The following is a 21,101-nucleotide window of genomic DNA, read 5'->3' as shown; positions in this document are numbered from 1 at the left end:
TCGCTGGCATTTTAAGCAGGTTGATGGGAGGTCTTGATAAATTTCGAACGGTCATTGTAAGCCAGTGCCTTTCAAAAACTTCTTGTACGGAGTCAAGATTTGCCATCTCTGCATGAAAAGGCAGGTAACATTATCTGCTAAAAGGCAGGTATTATTAGGGATAACCCTAATGTTGCTATGCCTCTCTTTTCCCACCGCATGATGAATGTGACGATGTCGCACCGCCTTGATACGCTGGCAGCCCGGCTGGCGGCCAGGCTGGGCGCATCCATGGCGTCGCCTTTTGCGGCAGAGGAAGTCATTGTCCCCAGCGCGGCCATGCGGCGGCACCTGTCGCTTGCCCTTGCCGACACCAGCGGTATCTGCGCCAATGTGCGCTTTTCCTATCTGGCCCAGTGGTTCTGGGAAACGATCCGCAAAGTGCTCCCGGTTGCCGCCGAATCGCCTTATGCGGCGGATGTGCTCAGCTGGCGGATTTTTCATATCCTGGAAGATGGGGACTTTGTTGCTTCCCATCCGCGCCTGGCAAACTGGCTTAAGCGCAACGACCAGGCGGGGCGCTTCGAGCTGGCTGCCACGCTGGCCTCGCTTTTTGAAGCGTACCTGACTTACCGCCCGGACTGGCTTTATGCCTGGTTTGAGGGAAAGACGCTCACCCTCCCCCGCCCGGCAAAAAAAGGCGGGAAAGTGGAGGAAGCGGATGCTGCCTGGCAAGCGGCGCTGTGGCGCAGGATCGAGGCACAAACCGGCTCGGACGGTGTGCATCCGGGCGTGCGTTTTTTTGAGGTGCTGGAGGCTGGCAGGGAAAAGGCGGGCTTTCTTCCTGAAAGGCTGTCGGTTTTCTGCCTGCCGGCGATTGCCCCACAGTACCTGCAGATGCTGGAGAAAATCAGCGAATGGGTGGAGGTGGACCTGTATGTCCTGAACCCGTGCCGCGAATTCTGGTTTGATGTGGTGCCGGAAAAACGACTGGCTGTCATGAAAAAAACCGGGCAGGAAACGTATCATGAAACGGGCAATGCGCTCTTGGCGGCATGGGGAAAGCAAACCCAATCGCACCTGTCGCTTTTGATGGATCTCGGGCATGACTGGGATTTTCTGCCCGATACCGGGAATCCGGCCGTTTCGCTGCTGGGCCGCCTGCAGGAGGCGGTACTGGCGCTGGAAGAACCGGCTCTTGAAGCGATCGCCCCGGATGACCGGAGCGTGGAAGTGCATGTGTGCCACTCGCTGATGCGTGAGGTGGAGGTGCTCCATGACCAACTGCTGGCCCTGTTTGCTTCGGATGATCCCCCGGCCCCCGGCGATATCCTGGTGGTCACGCCCGATGTGGACACTGCCGCGCCGCTGGTGGATGCGGTTTTTGGCAATGCGCCGTCCGGAGCGCGGATTCCCTATCGCATCATGGGACGCGCCGCAAACCGGATCAACCCGGTGGCCCGCGCGGTAATGGATATTTTTGCGCTGGCAGCGTCGCGTTTTACGGCGGCCGATGTGTACGACCTGCTGTTGCAGCCGCTGGTGGCAAAGCGCTTTGGCCTGCAGGGTGCGGCAGACCAGGTGTACGGGTGGCTGGAGGAAGCGGGTATCTGCTGGGGGCTGGATGGGGAGCAGAAGCGCTCGCTCTCCCTGCCGATGGATGACAGCCGCAGCTTTCATGACGGCTTTTACCGACTTTTCCTGGCGTATGCCCTGCCCGCTGATGCCCGGATGCCTTTCGGCACACGGCTTCCCGCCGGGAACCCGGAAGGAACGGAAGCGGCGCAGCTGGGGAGCCTGTGGCACTTTATCCGATGCCTTTCCCGGCTGTCAGCCTCGCTTGAAAAACCGGAAGATGCCGAAGGCTGGCGGGAGGTGTTTCTCGCTGTGCTGGATGATTTTATCTGCCCGGACACGGCGCAGCTGGAAGACGATCTGGCAGTGCGGCAGGCGGCGGGACGGCTTTTTGACAGCATGGGGATGAATGGCAGGGGGCTGGCGGTGGATGCGGATGTCATGCGCCGTGCGCTGGGCCAGGCGCTGGATGAATCCGCCCGCGGGGCGGTGCCTTCCGGCGCAGTAACGATTACCGCCATGGCGGGGCTGAGAAACCTGCCCTACCGCATTGTCTGCGCCATCGGCATGAATGACGGCGCTTTTCCGGGTGACGCAAGTCCGCTGGAATTTGACCTGATGGCGCGCGCACCGCGTGCGGGGGACATGCAGCGGCGTGACGATGACCGCAATATTTTCCTTGACCTGCTGCTGGCTGCCCGTGAACGCTTCTATATCAGCTATACGGGAAAAAGTGTGCGGGATAATACGCCGGTTCCACCCTCGGTGGTTGTCTCCGAGCTGCTGGATACGATTGCCCGCGCCCTCGCGAAAGGCCATCCGGGGCTTCCGGTACCGGAAGCGGAAAAACTGGTGCGCGAGTCTCTGGTGATTGAACACCCCCTTCAGGTTTTTTCCCGCCGCTATTTCGAGCCGGACGGCGATACGCGGATAAGGAGCCATCATGCGGACTTTTGCCGGGCGCTGGTGAAAAAAGCCGAAGCGATGGCTGCACTTTCGCTTGCGGCTGACACGGCCCTGATAGATGACACAGACGGGGATGGGAAGGATGCCGCCTGGCACCGGGGTGCGCCCTTTTTCAGCGCCCCCCTGCCCGAGCCGGATGCGGCATGGCGGGAAGTGAGCCTCACCGGGCTGGCACAGTTTTTTGCAAATCCAAGCCGCTTTTTGCTGCAAAACCGGATGGGGGTATCTTTTCCTGCCAATGCGGGTGAGCTGCCTGTCAATGAGCCTTTTGTCGCGAGCCGCCTGGATGCCTGGCAGCTGGCTGACCGGCTGCTGCCGCTGCTGCTTCAAGGGCGCAGCATGGATGAGGTGCTGGCTGCCGCACAGGCCGGGACGGAATTTCCCTCCGGGATGCTGGGACAGGCCGGGATTATCGAAGAGCTGGACGCCCTGGTGGGGTTTGTGGACAGGATAAGGGATGCGCTTTCACCGGATTGTCTCCCGCCTTTCTCTGTCGGGCTGGAATTTGACATAGAGGGGCAGCCCTGGACGCTGGAAGGGGTATTTACGGAACTGCGGGAAAACGGGCTTATCCTGTACCGCTATGTGGATGCTGACGGCGACAGCGGCACGCGCTTTACGCTGTCGGCCTGGATCACGCATCTTTTCCTGAATGCCGTGGCGCCGGAAGACGTGGTGTGCAAAACGGCCTGCCACTTAATGAATGCGTCGTTTTCTTTTGTTCCCTGCGACAGGGACGAAGCCCGCCAGCTGCTGAAAGACCTGCTGGGGCTTTACCGCACGGGGCTTAATGAGCCGCTGCGCTTTTTCCCCTTGTCTGCCCGCGCCTTTATCGAGGGCAACGGCAATATCGGCGCTGCGCGGCGCAAGTGGGACAGCGGCAATGACCGGCAGCGCAGCGAACGTGATGATGTGTTTTACCGGCTGGCCCTGCGCGGGCAGGATGACCCGCTGGATGATTTTTTTGTCGATTGCGCGCGACGGGTGATGGAACCCATGAACCGCCTGATGAAAAGGCATGACGATGCATAGCGCACCTGACAATCTGGATATCCTGAATTGCCCGCTGTCCGGCATGTCGTTAATCGAGGCGTCTGCCGGGACGGGCAAGACCTGGAATATCTGCATGCTGTACCTACGCTTTTTACTGGAAGCGAAGCTTGCCGTGCCGGAAATCCTGGTGGTGACTTTCACCAATGCGGCGACGGCTGAACTCAAGGAGCGTATCCGCGCACGCATCATGGAGATGCTGCTTTTCCTGGAGGAAACGGCAGCCCCGTCAGAAGCGGACCCTTTCCTTGCCAGCCTTGTCTCGCACCTGGAAGCAGCCGAGACAGGACGCGAAGAGATGCAGCTGTTGCTGAAAGCGGCGCTGGCGTCTTTTGATGAAGCGACGATCTCGACGATCCACGGCTTTTGCCGTAAGGTGGCTGGCACGCTGGCGTTTGGCACCGGGCAGCCTTTTTCCTTTACGGTAGAGCGTGAGGAAAAGGAAACGCTTACGCATGTGGTGCACGACTTCTGGCGGCGGCATGTGGCAGCTGACACGCTGCCCCCGGCAATGGCGATGTACCTCAATGCCATCCGCATCACCCCGGAAGGGCTGGCAGCCTTTTTGCAGCGGGAAATGGAAAAGCCGCTGGCCCAAAAACGCTGGCCGGACGATCTCGCACCGCTGGATGAAAGCGACATGGATGCGCTCATCGCGGCGTATGAGAAGCTGAAGGATAGCTGGCAGCAATACCGGGAGAGCCTGCCGGATGTCATTGGCAACGCGGTGACTGAAAAGGTATTGAGCGGCGCGAAGTATGGCGGCAGGCCCCTGCCGAATATCCTGGCGGCGTATGAGTCGCTTTTTGCCCGGAAAGACCCGGCAGCCCTTTCCATCCTGTCAGACAACACGGCAAGAACCCGCCTGTGGCGCCTGACCACAGATGGCATGGCAGACGGCGCTAACAAGGGGAAAACCCCACCCCCGCATCCGTTTTTTTCGCTGGCAGAGACGTGGTTTACCCTGCGCGACGAGGCGATAACGCGGCTTCACCAGGCTTACCTGCACCTGCTTTTTATGCTCTCGAAAGAAGCGGATGAAGTGCGCCGCCGCCGCCAGGAAAACCGGGTGCTCTCTTCGAGCGACATGCTGTACCGCCTGTATGCAGCACTCTCCGACCCGGCCCTGCCCGATCTGCCGGCGGCGATCCGGCGCATGTACCCGGCGGCTTTGATTGATGAATTCCAGGACACCGACCCGATCCAGTTTTTTATTTTCCGCACGATCTATGCGGGTTCGGACGCGCCGGTTTTCTTTGTGGGTGACCCCAAGCAGGCCATCTACCGTTTCAGGAATGCCGACCTGCACACCTACCTTGCCGCCCGGGAGGAAGTCAATGCCCTGTATTCGCTGACACTGAACCAACGCTCGACACCGGAAGTGATCGCGGCCTGCAATGCGTTTTTCCTGAAAAATCCCAACCCCTTCATGCTGGACGGGCTGGGCTATCCGCCGGTCTCTCCCGGCGCCCGGCAACGGGAAGCACTGGCTGACGAAAGTGATGCCAGCACTGGCAACGGGATCGTGCTGTGGCGCTTGCCGCACACAACAGATAGCGGCTACCTGCGGCGCAACGATGCCATGGCCGCCGCTGCCAATGCCGTGGCCGATGAGATCGCCCGGTTGCTCCACGCCGGGCAGCACAATGAAATCAGGATCGGTGAAGCGCCTTTGAAGGCGGCGGATATGGCGATACTGGTGCGCACCCACAATGAAGCCCGGCGCATGCAGCAGGCGCTGGCTCTCCGCGGCCTGGCCAGTGTGTCGCTTTCACCGGGCAGCGTGTGGGACTCCCCGGAAGCGGCAGAACTGGGCATAATACTTTCCGCCATCATCACCCCGCGAAACCTGCCCAGGCTGCGTGCCGCGCTTGCTACCGAAATGCTCGGCCTTGACGCCCCTGCCATCGAGGCGCTTTCTGCGCAGGATGAAAAACTGCTGGCCAAAGTGGAGCGTTTCATGGCGTACCAGGCCGTATGGCTGGAACACGGGATAAGCTTTGTCCTGCGGCAGGTCATGGGAGAACACGATGTCTACGCCCGCCTTTTGGCCCTGCCTGACGGGGAACGCCGCGTGACCAATCTCCTGCACCTGGCAGAGTTGCTCAATGACGCCGCCCAGCATCACGCCATGCCCGAATCGCTTTTGCGCTGGATGACAGAACAAAGGGAAAGCGGCGCATCGGACGAAGAAACGCAGATACGTCTGGAGTCTGATGAAAAGCTGATCCGCATCATGACGATCTATGCAGCAAAGGGGCTGGAGTTTCCTTTTGTCTTTTGCCCTTTCCTGTGGGATGCCTGGCGAAGCAATCGCAACGACAGCCTGGACGGGATGGAGTACCAGGACGGCAACCGGCTGGTGATTGATTTCAGGGAGCATGATGCGCTCTCGGAGGCGGCGATCAAAAACCGCATGGCGGTCGAGGATGCGGCAGACCGCCTGAGGCTGGTGTACGTGGCACTCACACGGGCCATCTACCGCTGCTACGTGGTGGCGGGCTGTTACGTGCAGCCGTCAGGCCGCTCTGTAAATGTGAACCACAGCACCAGCGGCACGCTCAACTGGCTGGCAACGGATGCCGGTATCACGCCCGCCGAATGGATAAGCAACGGCGATGAAGAACGCGTGGCATGGATTGAGGCAGGCTGGCAGGCCATGGCGGACAGCTGTGACAGCATCACGCTGGCAGACCTGCCGATGCGCGGGGCACCCGTCACCGCTTCCCCTGAAACGGACGGCAGCAGCGCAATAACCCTCATGGCGGCGCCCCTGCCAGCCGCCATCCCCGCCGGGTGGCGCATCGGCAGCTATTCCGCACTGGTCTATGGCGCGATGGGCGCGATACATGAAGCCGCCGCGAGTGACCATGATGAGCGGGTGCAAGACGCTGGCCCGCCTGATGAACCGGAAACCGTGCCGGATACGGATGACATCTTCCTTTTTCCGGCCAGCCGCTACGCGGGCAATTGCCTGCATGCCGTTTTCGAGGAAGTGGATTTTACCGATGAAAGCACGTGGGATGCCGCCATTGCACAGGCGCTGCTCCGGCACCCGCCCTACGGGCGACTGCATCCTGAAGCGGGAAACACACCGGAAGCACTGGCTGCCATGATCCGGCAGATGCTGAAAAACGTGCTTGCCACGCCACTTCATAACGGCATGACGCTGGCCGGTATCGGGCTGGAAAAGCGCCTGACCGAACTGGAGTTTTTCCTGCCCGCGAAAAATGTCTCTGCTCCGGCAGTCAATGCCCTCATCCCCCCGGATTACCCGGTATCGAAGCTGGCTTTCCCGCAGCTGGAAGGCTATCTCAAGGGGCTGATTGACCTGGTGGTGGAGCACAATGGCCGCTTTTATATCCTCGACTGGAAATCCAACCTGCTGGGCAGCCAGCAGGCCGATTACGGGGAGGATGCAATCCATACCGCGATGGCTGAGCACAATTACCACCTGCAACACCTGCTCTATACCGTGGCGCTTGACCGCTACCTGTCACACCGGATGCCGGGCTATGCCTATGACACGCATTTTGGCGGGGTGCTGTATCTCTTTGTCCGGGGGGTCAGGCCCGCATGGCGCCAGGAAAACGGTACGCCTTCCGGCGTCTTTTTCCGCCGCGCGGATGAGCGGCTTATCCGTGCGCTTGATGCCCTGCTTTCAGGAGGAGGTGCCTGATGGCTTTTCACCGGACCCCCGCCGAGCTGCTGGCTGACGCCTTTTCAGCTTATGTGACCACCTGGGCAAAAGAGCGGGATGTGGACGAGACCGCACAGGACTGGCTGTGTGGGCTGGCGTACTGGCTGAGCATGGCTGTCTCTACCGGGCATGTGTGCCTGCCGCTGGAAGAACAGCCGGACTTTGACCGCTGGCCGCCGATTGCCGATGTCCGCGCCCTGCTTTTTGAGTCCGGCCTAGTCGGCACGCCTGACGCGCCCGGCAACCTGCCGCTGATACTGGACGCGGGCAACCGGCTTTACCTGCACCGCTACTTTGCTTACGAGCGCACGCTGGCAAGGCGGATACAGGCCCTCAAAACCGTGATGCCTGTTGATACGGCAGCCGCCCGTTTGGCACTGGATCGTTTTTTCGGCAAGGCGGAGGCGAAAACAGCAGACTGGCAGCGGCTTGCTGCCGCGCTGGCCATGCGCGGCTGTCTCACCATCATCAGCGGCGGGCCGGGCACGGGCAAGACCACAACAGTCGCCAATATCCTCGCCTGCCTGCTCTCGCAGCAGCCGGCGCAGCGCATCATGCTGGCAGCCCCCACCGGCAAGGCCGCCATGCGCATGCTGGAAGCCATCCGGGCACAGACCGCGCGCTTTCCTGCCGATGTGCAGGCAAAGATGCCGTCAGAAGCCTTTACACTGCACCGGCTGCTGGGCATGACATCAACGGCTGGAGTCTTTCGCCATCATGCGGACAACCCGCTGCTGGTGGATACCCTCGTGGTCGACGAAGCGTCGATGATTGATCTGGCCATGGCGTCGCACCTCTTTAACGCGCTGCCCGCCCATGCGCGGCTCATCATGCTGGGCGACAAGGACCAGCTCTCCGCAGTGGAGGCTGGCGCGGTCTTTTCCGAGCTCTCTGCCGATCCGGCGCTGACACCTGCCTGCCGGGCAGACCTGGCGGACATGACGGGTATCCCGGCAGAAGCGGTCACCCCGCCGCAGGCGCTTTCTGACACGGGCCTGGCTGACAGCACGGTATGGCTGAACCGCAATTTCCGTTTTACTGCCGACTCCGGCATCAGCCAACTGGCGCTGGCTATCCGTGACGGGCGGATAACGGAAGCCGAAACCGCACTGGAGAATGCGCCGGATGGCTCGGTGACCTGGCTCTCGCGTGATACGGCTGCCGCCCTGCCCAAAGGCGTTATCACTTTCCTGCATGAAAACCATGCGGCGTATCTGGATGCTGTGGCACAAAGCCCCGATGACCCGCAGGCAGTCTTTGCTGCCTTTGAGCGCTTCCGGGTACTGTGTGCCACGCGTGAAGGGGCTTACGGCGTATCGGCAGTCAATACGCTCATGGCAACATATGCCAGAGGCCGCCTGGATATACCGCCCAGGCAAACGTGGTACACCGGACGCCCTGTCATGATCATGGAAAACGATTATGTCCTGCGGCTTTTCAATGGCGATATCGGTATTGTGCTTCCCGGAGAAAACGGCACGCCGATGGTGTTTTTCCCGTCTGATGGCGGCGATTTCCGGGCAATTTCACCTGCCCGCCTGCCCGCGCACGAAACCGCCTTTGCCATGACGGTGCACAAATCCCAGGGATCGGAATTTGACGCGCTGCTGATCCTGATACCGCCTTACCCCACCCCGCTCATCACGCGTGAACTGCTGTATACGGCGGTAACGCGCGCCCGCCGCCATGTGTCACTGGTATGCAGCGAAGCCGTGCTGGAAAACGGCATCCTCACCTCGGTGAAAAAACACTCGGGGCTGGTGGCAAGATTAGCCGAAGAAGCAAAAAAAGCCCCCTTGTGACAGGCACCCCTGACGCGGGAGGGACTGAATTCCGAGTCGCACCGGGCCTGGTTCATTTCAAACGGATTCTGTCCTGACTGCAGTAGCGAATATATTGTTGCCCCGGCAATTACACGATAGACGGGGGTTGCCACTATTGCTCCTCAAACATCCGCATGATGAGGGTATCGGCAACATCGGGAGGAGGCATGCGATCAGCGTGCCGCTGTTTCTCCGCCCTTTGCAGCCACATTTTTGCCTTGGCCTCGTCTTGCTTCTGGCCAAACTGCCCATGAAAATAAACGCGTGCCATGCGCTCCATGGCTTTAGAACTGCCGTTTTCAGCGGCTTCCTGGTACCACCGGAAGGCTTCACTGGCGTTCTTCTTGACGCCGAGGCCATGTTCGTAGGCTAAGGCGAGTTTACGCTGCGCGTCCTCACTGCCTGTTTGCGCCGCTTTCTCATAAAGCTTGAATGCACCAGCAGGATCGCGCTGCACCCCCAACCCCTCGGCATACAGGTCAGCAAGGCCTTTCAGGCAGCAGGCGTCACCATGATCTGATCCCGCATCGAATAATTTTCTTGCACTTTCATAATTTTCCGGTACACCATCACCATACATGTATTTCTGGCCGAGATTACAGAGTGCAGACGTATTACCCATCCCGGCGGCCTTGAGATAATAATCAATAGATTTCTTCTGATCCTGTTTGACGCCGACGCCCTTTTCATAGATAAAACCAAGGTTATTCACCGCTTCACCCGAACCTAGTTCTTCGCCCTTTTCATAATACGCAAGGGCTTTTTGATAATCCTGCCCGACATAATCCCCGCTTTCATACATCCTGCCGAGATTGCTGTACGCATCAGGATAGTTCTGCGCTGCCGACTTCGTGTACCACTGAAATGCGATCTTGGGGTCTTTTTTCACCCCTTTACCCAACAGGTACATATTGCCAAGACGGTTTTGCACCCAGGCATCCCTGGAGGCATCTGCCTTGAGGAAACGCGATAATGCTTGGCTATATTTCTTTTGGTCGTACAGAGCCTTGCCCGCTTCCTTGTTGCCCGCAAAGGCGCTGCAAGCCGCAAGGAAAATAAGACAGCCACAAAGTATTTGCTTTACTGTTTTCATAGATACGTGGTTACTGCTGTTGTTCTTCAAACAGGCGCATGATGATGGTATTGGCAACATCAGGAGGGGACATCCGGTAGGCATACCGCTGTTTCTCCGCCCTTTCCAGCCACATTTTTGCCTTGGCCTCGTCTTGCTTCTGGCCAAACTGGCCGTGGAAATAAACACGCGCCATGCGCTCCATGGCAGGTGGACTGCCGTTTTCAGCGGCCTGCTGATACCACCGGAAAGCCTCAACGGCATTTTTCTTCACGCCAAGACCATGCTCGTAAGCCACCGCAAGATTGCGCTGCGCGTCCTCGCTGCCTATTTGCGCCGCTTTCTCATAAAGCTTGAATGCACCCGGAAGGTCGCGCTGTACTCCTAGCCCATAGGAATAGAGGTCGGCAAGGCCATTCAGACAGCAGGCGTTGCCATGATCTGATCCGGTATCGAAGAGTTTCCTGGCACGTTCATAATTTTTCGGCACGCCGTCTCCATCCATATACTTCAGTCCAAGATTGCAAAGTGCAGACGCATTGCCCATTCCTGCAGCCTTTACATAATAATCATTGGCTTTTTTCTTGTCCTCTTTGACACCGATTCCCTTGTCATAGATGAAACCAAGGTTAATCACTGCCTGTGACGAGCCAAGCGCTTCACCCTTTAGATAATATTCCAAAGCTTTTTGATAATCCTGCCCGACATAATCCCCGCTTTCATACATCCTGCCGAGATTGCTGAATGCATCAGGATAATTCTGGGCTGCTGACTTTTTGAACCAGCCAAACGCCGCCCCGGGATCTTTCTCGACCCCTCTGCCTCGAAGATACATCACGCCCAGCCGGTTTTGCACCCAGGCATCCTTTGAGGCATCCGCCTTGAGGAAAAGTACCAGTGCTTCGGTATATTTCTTCTGCTCGTACAGGGCCTTTCCTTCTTCCTTGTTGCCGGCAAAGGCGCTGTAAGCCGCAAGAAAGATGAGGTAGCCGCATAGGATTTGCTTGAGTGTTTTCATGGTATCTCCACAAAAAGGAAGGATAAGCTTCTATGAAGCTTATCCCCAAACGGCAAAAAAATAAATAAACTTTATCCTGCGGGGGAGAACTATTTTGTCAGAATGTCCCCCTGGCCTTTTCAGGGACCGGATAAATTTCTATTCAGGTCTATTAAACCGTAGAGCATCACGTCTTGCACGAAGGATTACTTCTTCCTTCATCTTGTCGGTGACATTACTCATCAGGTAGTCAAACATCAGTTTATGAGGGCCGGAAAGCTGGCGGCTCATGATCTGCATGCTCTTGTTGAACATGCCGGTTCTGGCAGCGGAGTCTGCTCCCATGCCGATGGCCCTCAGGAAGTCTCCTTCTCCATGCTGTAACACATCATCAGCATGAATCGTGCTCATCGTCCTGATTAACTGGTAGAACGCTTCAGCACCAACAGAAACCTGCCGCGTTGCCATGAAAATTCCGGCATCGATCATCTTCTGCCCCAGGAAATCCTTGTAAAATCCTTTCCTGAGACTGCGGATGGCATCTCCAAGATCCCTGCTCTGCTGTCCGGCATCAGCCTGTTTTCCGGCAGCGATCTGTTGCTTGAGTTGGCCTATTTTACCCGGCAAATTCCTGTCCGCCACAAAATGCGGGTCAACCTGTTGCATCAGCCCATCGGTAAACAGCTTGAGCTCCATCAAGCTCAGGGTAAATTCGCCCTTCTTGATATTGAATCCCTGGTAAAGGTGCTCGGCATCTTCCCATAGCCCGTCAACCTCGGCCTGGCGTGTTTTGCGGATGAATTCCAGAGGGGTATTGCCATTAATGAGCCTTGGTGCTGTCGAGCCTTGACTGTACCGAACGGGATCTTCGTTATACACACGCTCAAGCGACTTGCCTGCATGGTCCCCGTGCATGATGCCTGTCGCACTGGAACCGTAATCCCGGATTGCACCTGCTGCACCACCATACATATCTCCGAACAGGTTGCCCACGCTGTATGCCTCGGCATTTCGCATTAATTCATGGTCAATATGCGGGGAATACCTTGTGGTCTCATTCTTGGCAGGATGAGTCGACACAGCATTAGTCTGCGCTGGAGTAGCGGACACTGGCTCAGAGGACACTGGATGAGCCTGCGCCAGATTAACAGGCACATGGGTGTTCGGGTTGCCCTGAACATTGGCTTTGGGAAGCGATACATTCGCAGATTGAACCCGCTTTTGAGGTTGCCTTGCCGGTTCACTGGCATCTTGTATTCCTTTAAAGGCTGCCAGTAACCCCCCAAGCGGGTCGTCGCCTTGGCTATTCGTATCACCCAAATTCCAGTTGGCGCCCAGGGCGTTGGGTAAGCGCGACCTGGCCGCATTCGGATTAAAGTTGGCCGAATACGGTTGGTGCTCAGGCCGCTGGAAATAGCCATCCCGAAGGCTTGTGCTGCCTGACAGTCCCGTAAACCCGGTTTTAGCGGCCCCAAACATGTCATCAGTATCAGGTGGTTTCGGCATCTGATATCCTGATGTATTGAAATCAGGCATCTCCATTTCCGGTGTCTTTTGGTGCCAGGAAGGTGGATCAGGATATGGCTGCCCGATCGTATCAAATCCCTTGAGCACTGCTTTCATTGCGGGCGTTTCTTCCAGTTCGGGCGTACCCCACATCCCTTTGGGTTTCGGGCTCACGCCAGCCTCGTCGCCATCATCAAAAACAGACATGCGTCCTCCTTGGTATAAAAATAAAAAAGCACAATCCGCGCTATACATCTATCGTTATACCCCGCTGTCAAGGGGGAAAAGGCTGTTTGTGCGAATCTTTGTCACATCGCCTTAAGAGCAAGAGCAGGCAAGGGTTTTCAGCAAGGGGGCGCCGCCGGTTTTTTGCGGTTTTCAGATCAGCCTGGATGAAAGCGGGCGGCACAAAACCGTCCGAAAAATGGGAAAAATGGGGTTCACCCTGTCGCAGGGGCGATTTGCTTCATGGGTATATTCACCTTGCTCAACGCCGGGTATCGCGGTCTGGTGAGGTTTTTTTGACGTCCGACGGCCTGATGCCGTATTCGCTTTCGCACCAGTCCAGCGCGGCATGAAAGTCGTCAAACCATTCCACCCGGATATCATCTTCTCCTGTCGGGAGAATAAGGAGGCTTTCGTTTTTTGCGGCTTTGGTGGTAAAAGCGGTCACGGTATAGAGCCAAAGGGCATCCGGATCGGGCAGGCGCCCCATGCTGCGGGTGATGCCGGGGAATATCCGGTCCAGCGAGCCACCTCTTTCGGCTTCTTTTTTGGTGTAGTCGTCATACCCGATGGCTTCGATTCGCACCGTGCGCCAGGCATCCCTGTCCTTCAGGTAAATCTCGGCAAAAGCGCTTTGCGAGCGCATATCGCCAAAGCCCAGGGGAAAGGCTATGTGCGGATTGCGATGGTAGGTGATTTTCTTGTCCATACAGGGTGTTTGTCACACTCAGGGGTTATCCCGTCAAAGGAGCATGATGCCATATTTTGCATAACACATCGATGATAAAAGCCCCGTGTGCGCCATGCCGCATCAGGCGGCATATGTACGCCTGGCGGCTCTGCCTGCCAGGCTTTCTTTGCTGTGGCTGTGGCTGTGGCTGTGGCTGTGGCTGTGGCTGTGGCTGTGGCTGTGGCTGTGGCTGTGGCTGTGGCTGTGGCTGTGGCTGTGGCTGTGGCTGTGGCTGTGGCTGTGGCTGTGGCTGTGGCTGTGGCTGTGGCTGTGGCTGTGGCTATGGCTATGGCTATGGCTATGGCTATGGCTATGGCTATGGCTATGGCTATGGCTATGGCTATGGCTATGGCTATGGCTATGGCTATGGCTATGGCTATGGCTATGGCTATGGCTATGGCTATGGCTATGGCTATGGCTATGGCTATGGATAGGTTACCGCTTCGTGACGCCGATCGTCTGACATTTTCCATCATGAGGTGTCACGAACGGTTTTTTCCGCCGTGCCGGTTTCGTGGCACGATTCGTGCGCTTTTCTCATCATGGGTGTCGGCAATATTTTCTTTCTTTGTCGCCCTCTCCTGCGCTTTTACTGATCCGTATCAGAATGCCGGCGCCTGTTTTCCTGCCTGATAGAAACTATGAGCTGCGCAACGGTAGCCAGGGTGGTTTTTTGTTTAATTGTGAGGGGAGTCAATCATGTTGAAGGGTAAAGTAAAGACGTTAATCAGCGTGCTGTCAGCTGTTCTTTTTCTGGTATTTGCCGGTGCATCGCAGGCGCAATACCTGGGGCCGGGCGAGATGAAGGCGGATGCTTCGGTCGCGCAGATACTGAAAAAACCGGTTGATGGCCAGCAGGTGATCCTCAAGGGGTATATCACGCAGAAATTCGGTAAAAAATATTACGAATTCAAGGATACAAGCGGCACGATCCGGGTAAAAATCAATGAACGGCTCTTTTACAACCAGAAAGTGACAGAAAGCACGCTGGTGGAAATTTTCGGTGAAGTGGATAACGTTTTTACGAAGTCACCTGTTGTCGAGGTTTTCCGCCTCACTGTTATCAATCCGTAACCCGTGTTTTTCCGCATGATGCACGGACCGGCGGAGGTTTCCTGAAAATTTCCGGAAAACCGTTCCAGTTAGGCTCAGCCTAACTACCAGAAATCCATCGAATGATGCCGGGTTTGGTGTATGCTATGGGGAGAACCCCTTCTCTTGGGACAACTTGAAAGGAGTTTTTATGGCAAAGGCGTTAACAAGACTGATGGTGGCGGGTTGTGCCGTCATACTCATTGGTGTTTTTGGAATCGCACATGCGCAGTATGTGGGGCCAGGCCAGGGAACCAGCCTGACGACGGTAGCCGAAGTCCTGAAAAATCCGGTGGATGACCAGGAAGTGCTGCTGCGCGGCAAAATCACCAAAAAACTCAAAAAAGAGCGCTATGAATTCAAGGATGACACTGGCGCCATCCGCGTGGAAATCGACGACAAATACTTCTATAACCTGAAGGTAACGGACAGGACGATTGTCGAGATCTATGGTGAAGTGGAAAAGGAATTCATGAAATCACCTGAAATCGATGTCAAAAGGCTGACCATTATCCAACCATAACGGTGCTGCGATGATAACGCGATTGGGCCGGCGTCAAGGATGGGCCGGCCTTTTTTTATGAGATAATGGGGTATCAGCTTTAAGCGTGAGGCATGCGAATGCAGGGGAAAAAACGTAAGGGGATGAGACGCGCGGGCGTCTTCGGCTGGCTCGGCGTACTGGTTTTTGCCATGCTGGTCTTATGGCCGCTTCTGATCATGATCGGCATCAGGAGCCAGTTGCTTGCGGCATCACTGGATTTTCCGCAGCTGCAGGAGCGTTATACCTGGTACTACTTCCGTACCGCAGTGCTTTTTGTTGTCATCACCTGCGCGGCAATCAGCATGATCGGCGGCGCCATGCTTTTCAAACGCCGCCAGAAAAGCTCGGTATTCTGGGCAATTGCCGCACTCTGGATCTCGGGTCCGATCGGCCATTCCTTTGCCTTTTGCCTGCCTGCGCTGATGTATGGCTATGGTGATGTTATCTCCAACATCATGCGCTATTCGGATGTGCTGCTTACCGGTGTCATTATCCGGGCCGGCTGCACGGTTTACCTGCTGATGTCCCGGCGGGTCAGGCGAACCTATCCGAAAAAGGGTGACCCCCTTCCCCTCAAAACGGATGACTGAAAGGGGCGCCCCCCTTTCTTCTCTTACCCTCTTTCTGATACGGCGGTAAAGCGCTGGCGGATAAAGGCCTGGTTTTTGACTTCATCAATCATCGCCAGGGCATAGTCCGCATAGCTGATGTAAGACTCACCCCTGGTGTTGGTGATGACATTATCCTTTCCGAGCGTGTAGCGGCCTGTGCGCTTTCCCTCATAATCAAATTCGATTGCCGGGCTCATGTAAGTCCAGTTGATCGTGCTTTTTTCAAGCAGGGAAAATGCCTTTGCCATATTGGCAGCAGTGGGCAGAAAGTCTTTCGGGAAATCGGGCGTGGTATACAGCGGGATTTTCTTTTGCAAATCGACATAAAGGCTCCCTGCCCCGCCTACCATCATGAAACGCACGTCCGGCAGGTCTTCAAACACCGCAATCAGGTGCTCCACCGAGGTGAGATGTTCTTCTTCCTTGCCCGAAGGCGCCCGAAAGGCATTGATAACCACATCAAAGCTTTTCAGCGTGTTGCGGTTGAGCTCGAAAAGATCGCTTTCCAGAACATGGATACGGCTGTCCCTGACACGGTTGACAAAGCGGACAATGCCTGTGACGTCATGCCCCTGCTTCAAGGCTTCTGCCGCAAGCAGGCTGCCGGATTTTCCTGTTGCACCGATAATGCCGATTTTCATGATCCCCTCCGTTGCGGTTGGTTGAAAATGCCCTTCTCATGATAATACGGTAGATGGTGAGGCAATCACAATGGTTTTTTCCGAAAAAACCGGCGAGAAAAACCTGTTTCCGCACAAGGGCAGTATCGTCCGTTTTCAGCGGGGCATTATCCCGGCAGCCTCATCCGGAAAACAGGGTTATCTATCCCTGCAATGGCACAACGGGGCAGACCACCACCCGGCAAGGGGAAACCTTGCTGCCCACGCAGAAAAACGCCTCCCATGCGGGGCTGGCTTATGAGTTCAAATTTGACGGCAAGGCTGGCGGCCGGGTACACGGGTACAACCTGAAGGAAACGGATATGGGCGGCTCTACCTTCGTTGGTGAGCTGGGGCTGACCTGGGTCCCGGCGTCTATGCGTAATGCATCCCTTGACCTGGCGCTGGAGGGCTTTGCCGGGGAGCGCGACGGCTTTATGGGGAATGTAAGGTTTAATTACCGGTTCTGATGCCACGTTGTAGCGTGTGCCAAATGCAATGCGGCGCACGATGGGCGTTCGCCAGGGGTGAGTGCTTTCTTTTTGCCAGCATCCGGGGTCGTGCGCTTCGCCGCAGGCTCAGCACACGCTACGTGATGGTGGCATACGGAATGGCAACACACCGAAGTGAGGGCCACAGGATGGGCAACTCTGTTGCCCATGCCGGTAATATGCCGATATGGAGAATCACTCGACACAGGGAACCATTTCTGCATCCGCAACAATCAAACGTCACCCCAATCTCGAGACACATCTCATCGTAGCAAACAACACAAGCAAAGGGCATCACTCCGGCAATTTCATATGAATAAAGGGATAGGCTTTACCCTGCCCGTCAAGGGGTGAATGACCGGTTTCTTCAAAGCCGTATTGCTGGTAAAAGCGGGTGGCGGCCTCGTTTTGCTCATTGACGTCTACAAAAAGCCCGGGCCAGTCTTTCCTGACAGAATCCAGCAGGGCGCGGCCAATGCCTTTTCCCATGAATGCGGGTGCAACAAAGAGCATCTCCACTTTTGGCGGATTGATGCCAATAAAGCCCGTGATAACACCGCCCGTTTCCTGAACGCGGATTACCTCGAGGCCACCCAGCCAGAGATCGCGCAATTGCGTGTAGAGGGTGTCAAAGTCCATCGGGTCAAGAAAATGGTGGGTGGCAGAAACCGACTGCATCCAGACTGTCAGGATGGCGGCATGGTCGGCTTTGGTTGCCCGCCTTATTCTTTTATTTTTCATTATTTGCACTCTTTGTTGCTCTTTTTTGTCAATTTTTAATTATTTTTCACAAATAAAATATAAGGGATACGTAAGATGCAATCGGATTAATTGAGAAAAGTTTAAGGCAAAACAAAAGCCTTCTGTCTCTTTGGGATTGAAATAGTCGCTGGGCTTGAAGGAGGTGAGCCTGAGCGCGTGATTTCAGGAAGAAAGGAAAAGCAGCATGCTTGCAGTATCCGCACAATCGTCCATACCCGCATGGGGCAGGCAGCCTGCCTGCAGGGGTTTTCGCACAACCTGCCGCATAGCGGCCATGCCAGCGATGACGGCGACAGAAAAAACTGTGAAAGGCCTGCTTGAGACCCCCGCATACGGCCAGCATGTCAGGCTGACAGGCAAACTGGTCGGCTGCCCTGGCACCAGGCGTTATCTTTTTGCCGATGATACGGGAGAAATCGCCACCCGGATCAGACGCCCGGTTTCCGGCAATATGGCTCTCCTGAAAAACCAGAAAATCGTGATCAAGGGCGAACTGAAAAGAATGGTATCGGGCGAGCATGTCCTGCGGGTCCAGACGCTCCGCCTGCCTTATTTCCCGGGAGGATAGCGGCTTTTTCGCCTGCCTCGCGGGCTTTGGTATTTAGTTGTTTTTATGGTTACGCCCTCATTAATTTGCCGTGGGCGAAAAGCGGATTTTTCTTGTCTGTCGAGACGCAGGGACAAAATTGGACGATGGCGTATTGAACATACGGCGAGGTCAATTTTGAACCGGCAACGAAGGCAGGCGGGAAAAAGCCGCTTTGCAGCAGGCCAGTTAAGGAGGGCGTAACCTGGTTGTCAGGCTTTATCGATCAATGTTATAGTGGTTAACAGCGTTCTCATCTGTCGTCCACCCGATGACCGCTTTGCCATCCTGTTTTCATGCAGCACAATACTCAAATGGAGGCATTATGTTTAATTCAAGACTGGGAATGATTCTGATGGTATGCGCCGGTATTTTTGTCGGCATCACCAATTATTCCTACGCACAGTACAGCGGCCCCGGCAGCTCCAGTTCCTCATCCAAGACTTCTTCTAAAGACCGGCTGAAAGAAGTGCTCGGCATTGAAAAGTCCAGCAGCAAGGATGTTGTCACGATCAAGGAACTGAGGATAGACCCGGTCTATAATGAGGATGTCACCGTCAAGGGCAAGCTGGTGAAAAAAACCGGCAGCAAGGTATACCGCTTTGAAGACGGTACCGGCACCATGAGCGTGACAATCGAGGACAGCCTCTTCAAAAACAAGGAGGTATCGGAGTCCACGACTCTCGAAATTACCGGCCGCGTGCAAAAGACCAAGAAAAAGCTTTTCAAGGAAATGGAGTTCAAGGCAAACAGCCTGAAGATTGTCAATTCCTGACAATCGGCCAGTACAGTTCTCTCCTCCAGGGTCAGGTCTGACCCTGAACTTCCGGGAGACTTGCCAGCCCCATCATGGTGTCATGCCATGGTGGGGTTTTGTGTCCAGGCGCATTCCTCATTCATCTGCTGTGGGGTTTATCTTCTGCGCCGCTTTGGGTATGATCGAAACAGACGGTGTCTTGCCGCCCGCTTCTCATCAGGGAGCAAGTGCCGGGGTTTTTGTGTTGATTTTCTTTTTCAGGCGTTATTTTTGTGTATATCACGGTTTATTTTGATGCATTCCTGGTCGGTGTCCTTTCCGGTGGCGAGGACAGTGAAAGGCTGGTAATTGAATATGGCGGTGAGGAAATCTCCCTGCCGATTGACGTGGATGATGCGCACCGGCTGCAAAAACAGCTTCATGCCGGCGAGCTGCCCGGCAGGAAAGGCGCTGCCCGGCTGGTGTCCCGCGATGCGGTGGGCCTGCCGATCCGCTACGGTTTTTCTCCTTATCCCGACCAGACACTGACACGCGCTTTTGAGCTGGACGGGTTTGATTACACGGCAGATGGTTACAACGTCAACTGCATCGGCTGGCGAAATGACAGCAACCCGGCCGGGTTTCTTGCACCCAAAGGCGTGATACCCGGCGTGGACGGTAATTTTGTCACAGACGGCACAGAAGGCTTTGAGATTGATGTGCCCTACCAGTTCACCAATCTGTGCACCAGCATGGGCAGCGATACGGTTTCGGTTTTCCGCGATTTCATGGCAACAGCCTGCAACATTGCCAGCACGCCCGAGCTGCCGAGGGCAGACTTTCTGGAAAGCAAGGGGCTTGAAGCAGAAGCGCTCATTGCGCGATATTTCGAAGCGGCTTATAAACGAACAGAAAAGTGAGAAGTACAAAAGGAATCACCGGGACGCCTTATGGACGCCCCGGTGTTTTTTTTGCAGCCTTGTAAGCCGCAGATGAAAAGGGATTGGCCTATTCCAGATACATGCTCCGTTCAGCCTGCCGTCGTATGGTCAATCCTTTGAGGACCCGTCCGCCAGCCTTGTTCCAGAGCAAAAAAGCATCTGCTGCGCGCTGGTACTCTTTTCTGCCTGTCAACCGACAGACAGAAGAAGCACCAAATGCGCCGGTGCCGATATTGTACGCGAGTGACGTGCAGGCGGCTACCTTTGCAGGCGATTCTTCGAGCAATTGTGGACATTTTTGCAACGTCAGCCCCATAAACTGGGCCACGCGCTTTTTGATTTCCTCTTCTGCCTTTTCCTGTGTCCAGACATCGCCTTCTTTTACGCCGAGGGTTTCGCCGTATCCGATAGTCCAGACACCTGCCGGGCATTTGTAGGCTTTCAGACGGCAGCCTTCAAAGGCCTTGATGATGACAAGGGCCTTTTCCAGCGCAATATCTGCCGCGCTCATGAGCGTTTCTCGACGACACGGCCGACAAACCAGAAGGCAAGGATACCGGCAAGAATGGATCGATCATCTTCATCATAAAGGCGCAGGATGGCTTCCCATCCGGAAAGCCCGCTGTAAATGGCCAGGACAAACATGGCCAGCTTCGCCATGCCGTAAATCAGCAGGAAATAGTAGGTGGTAAGCGGACGAACCAGGAAATTCATCGCATCCACGATTTTCATGCCGGTTTTCTGCATCTGGCCTTCCAGCGCGGCTTTTCTGGCATCATAAACCGCCAGCGCCTGTTCGGACTCACTGGTAAAACGCACCTCTTCCATTCTCATGGCTGAACGCGTTTTTTCCAGCTCTGCCTGCTTTTCCAGCATGGCCAGTTCGTGCGAATAATCCTTGCTCTTGTTGGCAATGGCGAAGACTTCCGGCATCATCCGCATGAGTCCGCCACCGAGCATGGACAGTAATGACATTAGCATTTTTTTCTCCTTTTTTGTGCAACAAAAAAAAAGGGGTGAAAGCCTGTCGGCCTTCACCCCGAATCCAGTATAAAT

General features: G+C 55.8%; 19 protein-coding genes. 11 read left to right on the top strand and 8 right to left on the bottom strand.

Annotated features, from left to right (window positions below; translation table 11 throughout):
* Positions 1 to 177 precede the first annotated feature (177 nt).
* From recC to recD, 3 genes are read left to right on the top strand one after another with little or no spacing between them, the layout of a single operon-like run.
* Positions 178 to 3,552 carry an exodeoxyribonuclease V subunit gamma gene (gene recC / locus NB640_RS12025; RefSeq protein ID WP_269308936.1) on the top strand — a complete coding sequence of 1,125 codons (3,375 nt, stop codon included), beginning with the start codon at positions 178 to 180 and terminating at the stop codon, positions 3,550 to 3,552.
* On the top strand, positions 3,539 to 7,249 hold the full coding sequence (recB, locus tag NB640_RS12020; protein ID WP_269308935.1) for an exodeoxyribonuclease V subunit beta: 3,711 nt from the start codon (positions 3,539 to 3,541) through the stop codon (positions 7,247 to 7,249). The genes recC and recB overlap by 14 nt, the downstream gene beginning before the upstream one ends.
* Entirely contained in the window at positions 7,249 to 9,072 is a 1,824-nt protein-coding gene (gene recD, locus NB640_RS12015) for an exodeoxyribonuclease V subunit alpha (RefSeq protein ID WP_269308934.1), read from the top strand. Before recB ends, recD begins: the two co-directional genes overlap by 1 nt.
* 133 nt (positions 9,073 to 9,205) lie before the next feature.
* Here recD and NB640_RS12010 read toward each other — a convergent pair whose 3' ends face one another.
* From NB640_RS12010 to NB640_RS11995, 4 genes are all read right to left on the bottom strand, one after another.
* Complete coding sequence (locus NB640_RS12010; RefSeq protein ID WP_269308933.1) at positions 9,206 to 10,186, bottom strand: tetratricopeptide repeat protein; 981 nt, start codon at positions 10,184 to 10,186, stop codon at positions 9,206 to 9,208.
* A gap of 10 nt (positions 10,187 to 10,196) precedes the next feature.
* Positions 10,197 to 11,183 (bottom strand): tetratricopeptide repeat protein, encoded by a 987-nt coding sequence (locus NB640_RS12005; RefSeq protein ID WP_269308932.1) that lies wholly within the window; start codon positions 11,181 to 11,183, stop codon positions 10,197 to 10,199.
* Between the two features lie 138 nt (positions 11,184 to 11,321).
* Positions 11,322 to 12,875 (bottom strand): hypothetical protein, encoded by a 1,554-nt coding sequence (locus NB640_RS12000; RefSeq protein WP_269308931.1) that lies wholly within the window; start codon positions 12,873 to 12,875, stop codon positions 11,322 to 11,324.
* Positions 12,876 to 13,155: 280 nt separating this feature from the next.
* Positions 13,156 to 13,602, bottom strand: a complete 447-nt coding sequence (locus tag NB640_RS11995) for a hypothetical protein (RefSeq protein WP_269308930.1) — start codon at positions 13,600 to 13,602, stop codon at positions 13,156 to 13,158.
* 113 nt (positions 13,603 to 13,715) lie between these two features.
* Here NB640_RS11995 and NB640_RS11990 point away from each other — a divergent pair, with 113 nt between their 5' ends.
* From NB640_RS11990 to NB640_RS11975, 4 genes are all read left to right on the top strand, one after another.
* On the top strand, positions 13,716 to 14,057 hold the full coding sequence (locus NB640_RS11990) for a hypothetical protein (RefSeq protein WP_269308929.1): 342 nt from the start codon (positions 13,716 to 13,718) through the stop codon (positions 14,055 to 14,057).
* A gap of 265 nt (positions 14,058 to 14,322) precedes the next feature.
* Positions 14,323 to 14,697: a YgiW/YdeI family stress tolerance OB fold protein gene (locus NB640_RS11985; RefSeq protein WP_269308928.1), complete on the top strand. Its 375-nt coding sequence runs from the start codon at positions 14,323 to 14,325 to the stop codon at positions 14,695 to 14,697.
* Between the two features lie 169 nt (positions 14,698 to 14,866).
* Positions 14,867 to 15,238 (top strand): NirD/YgiW/YdeI family stress tolerance protein, encoded by a 372-nt coding sequence (locus NB640_RS11980; RefSeq protein WP_269308927.1) that lies wholly within the window; start codon positions 14,867 to 14,869, stop codon positions 15,236 to 15,238.
* A gap of 122 nt (positions 15,239 to 15,360) precedes the next feature.
* The gene (locus tag NB640_RS11975) at positions 15,361 to 15,849 is read left to right on the top strand and encodes a DUF2569 family protein (RefSeq protein ID WP_269308926.1); all 489 of its coding nucleotides are present in this window, start codon (positions 15,361 to 15,363) and stop codon (positions 15,847 to 15,849) included.
* A 23-nt stretch (positions 15,850 to 15,872) separates the two neighbouring features.
* On the opposite strand, the gene NB640_RS11970 is transcribed toward NB640_RS11975, so the two are convergent.
* On the bottom strand, positions 15,873 to 16,511 hold the full coding sequence (locus NB640_RS11970; protein ID WP_269308925.1) for an NAD(P)-dependent oxidoreductase: 639 nt from the start codon (positions 16,509 to 16,511) through the stop codon (positions 15,873 to 15,875).
* A 53-nt stretch (positions 16,512 to 16,564) separates the two neighbouring features.
* On the opposite strand from NB640_RS11970, the gene NB640_RS11965 reads away from it, so the two are divergent.
* Positions 16,565 to 16,999, top strand: coding sequence for a hypothetical protein (locus NB640_RS11965; RefSeq protein WP_269308924.1), 435 nt, complete (start codon positions 16,565 to 16,567; stop codon positions 16,997 to 16,999).
* A 315-nt stretch (positions 17,000 to 17,314) separates the two neighbouring features.
* On the opposite strand, the gene NB640_RS11960 is transcribed toward NB640_RS11965, so the two are convergent.
* The gene (locus NB640_RS11960) at positions 17,315 to 17,761 is read right to left on the bottom strand and encodes a GNAT family N-acetyltransferase (RefSeq protein ID WP_269308923.1); all 447 of its coding nucleotides are present in this window, start codon (positions 17,759 to 17,761) and stop codon (positions 17,315 to 17,317) included.
* A 205-nt stretch (positions 17,762 to 17,966) separates the two neighbouring features.
* On the opposite strand from NB640_RS11960, the gene NB640_RS11955 reads away from it, so the two are divergent.
* The 3 genes from NB640_RS11955 (at position 17,967) to NB640_RS11945 (ending at position 20,024) form a co-directional block, all read left to right on the top strand.
* A complete protein-coding gene (locus NB640_RS11955; RefSeq protein WP_269308922.1) occupies positions 17,967 to 18,350 on the top strand; it encodes a NirD/YgiW/YdeI family stress tolerance protein in 384 nt (127 codons plus the stop codon).
* 343 nt (positions 18,351 to 18,693) lie between these two features.
* Positions 18,694 to 19,143: a NirD/YgiW/YdeI family stress tolerance protein gene (locus NB640_RS11950; protein WP_269308921.1), complete on the top strand. Its 450-nt coding sequence runs from the start codon at positions 18,694 to 18,696 to the stop codon at positions 19,141 to 19,143.
* A 254-nt stretch (positions 19,144 to 19,397) separates the two neighbouring features.
* On the top strand, positions 19,398 to 20,024 hold the full coding sequence (locus NB640_RS11945) for a hypothetical protein (RefSeq protein ID WP_269308920.1): 627 nt from the start codon (positions 19,398 to 19,400) through the stop codon (positions 20,022 to 20,024).
* A gap of 88 nt (positions 20,025 to 20,112) precedes the next feature.
* On the opposite strand, the gene NB640_RS11940 is transcribed toward NB640_RS11945, so the two are convergent.
* Both NB640_RS11940 and NB640_RS11935 read right to left on the bottom strand, forming a co-directional pair.
* Positions 20,113 to 20,556, bottom strand: a complete 444-nt coding sequence (locus NB640_RS11940; protein ID WP_269308919.1) for a lysozyme — start codon at positions 20,554 to 20,556, stop codon at positions 20,113 to 20,115.
* Positions 20,553 to 21,026: a hypothetical protein gene (locus NB640_RS11935; protein ID WP_269308918.1), complete on the bottom strand. Its 474-nt coding sequence runs from the start codon at positions 21,024 to 21,026 to the stop codon at positions 20,553 to 20,555. The genes NB640_RS11940 and NB640_RS11935 overlap by 4 nt, the downstream gene beginning before the upstream one ends.
* Positions 21,027 to 21,101 lie beyond the last annotated feature (75 nt).

Origin of the sequence: Oxalobacter vibrioformis (assembly GCF_027118995.1) — a bacterium.
GTDB classification, from domain to species: Bacteria; Pseudomonadota; Gammaproteobacteria; order Burkholderiales; family Burkholderiaceae_D; genus Oxalobacter; species Oxalobacter vibrioformis.
Note: the sequence above shows the minus strand (reverse complement) of the source record. Positions and strands in the feature narration are given on the sequence as shown.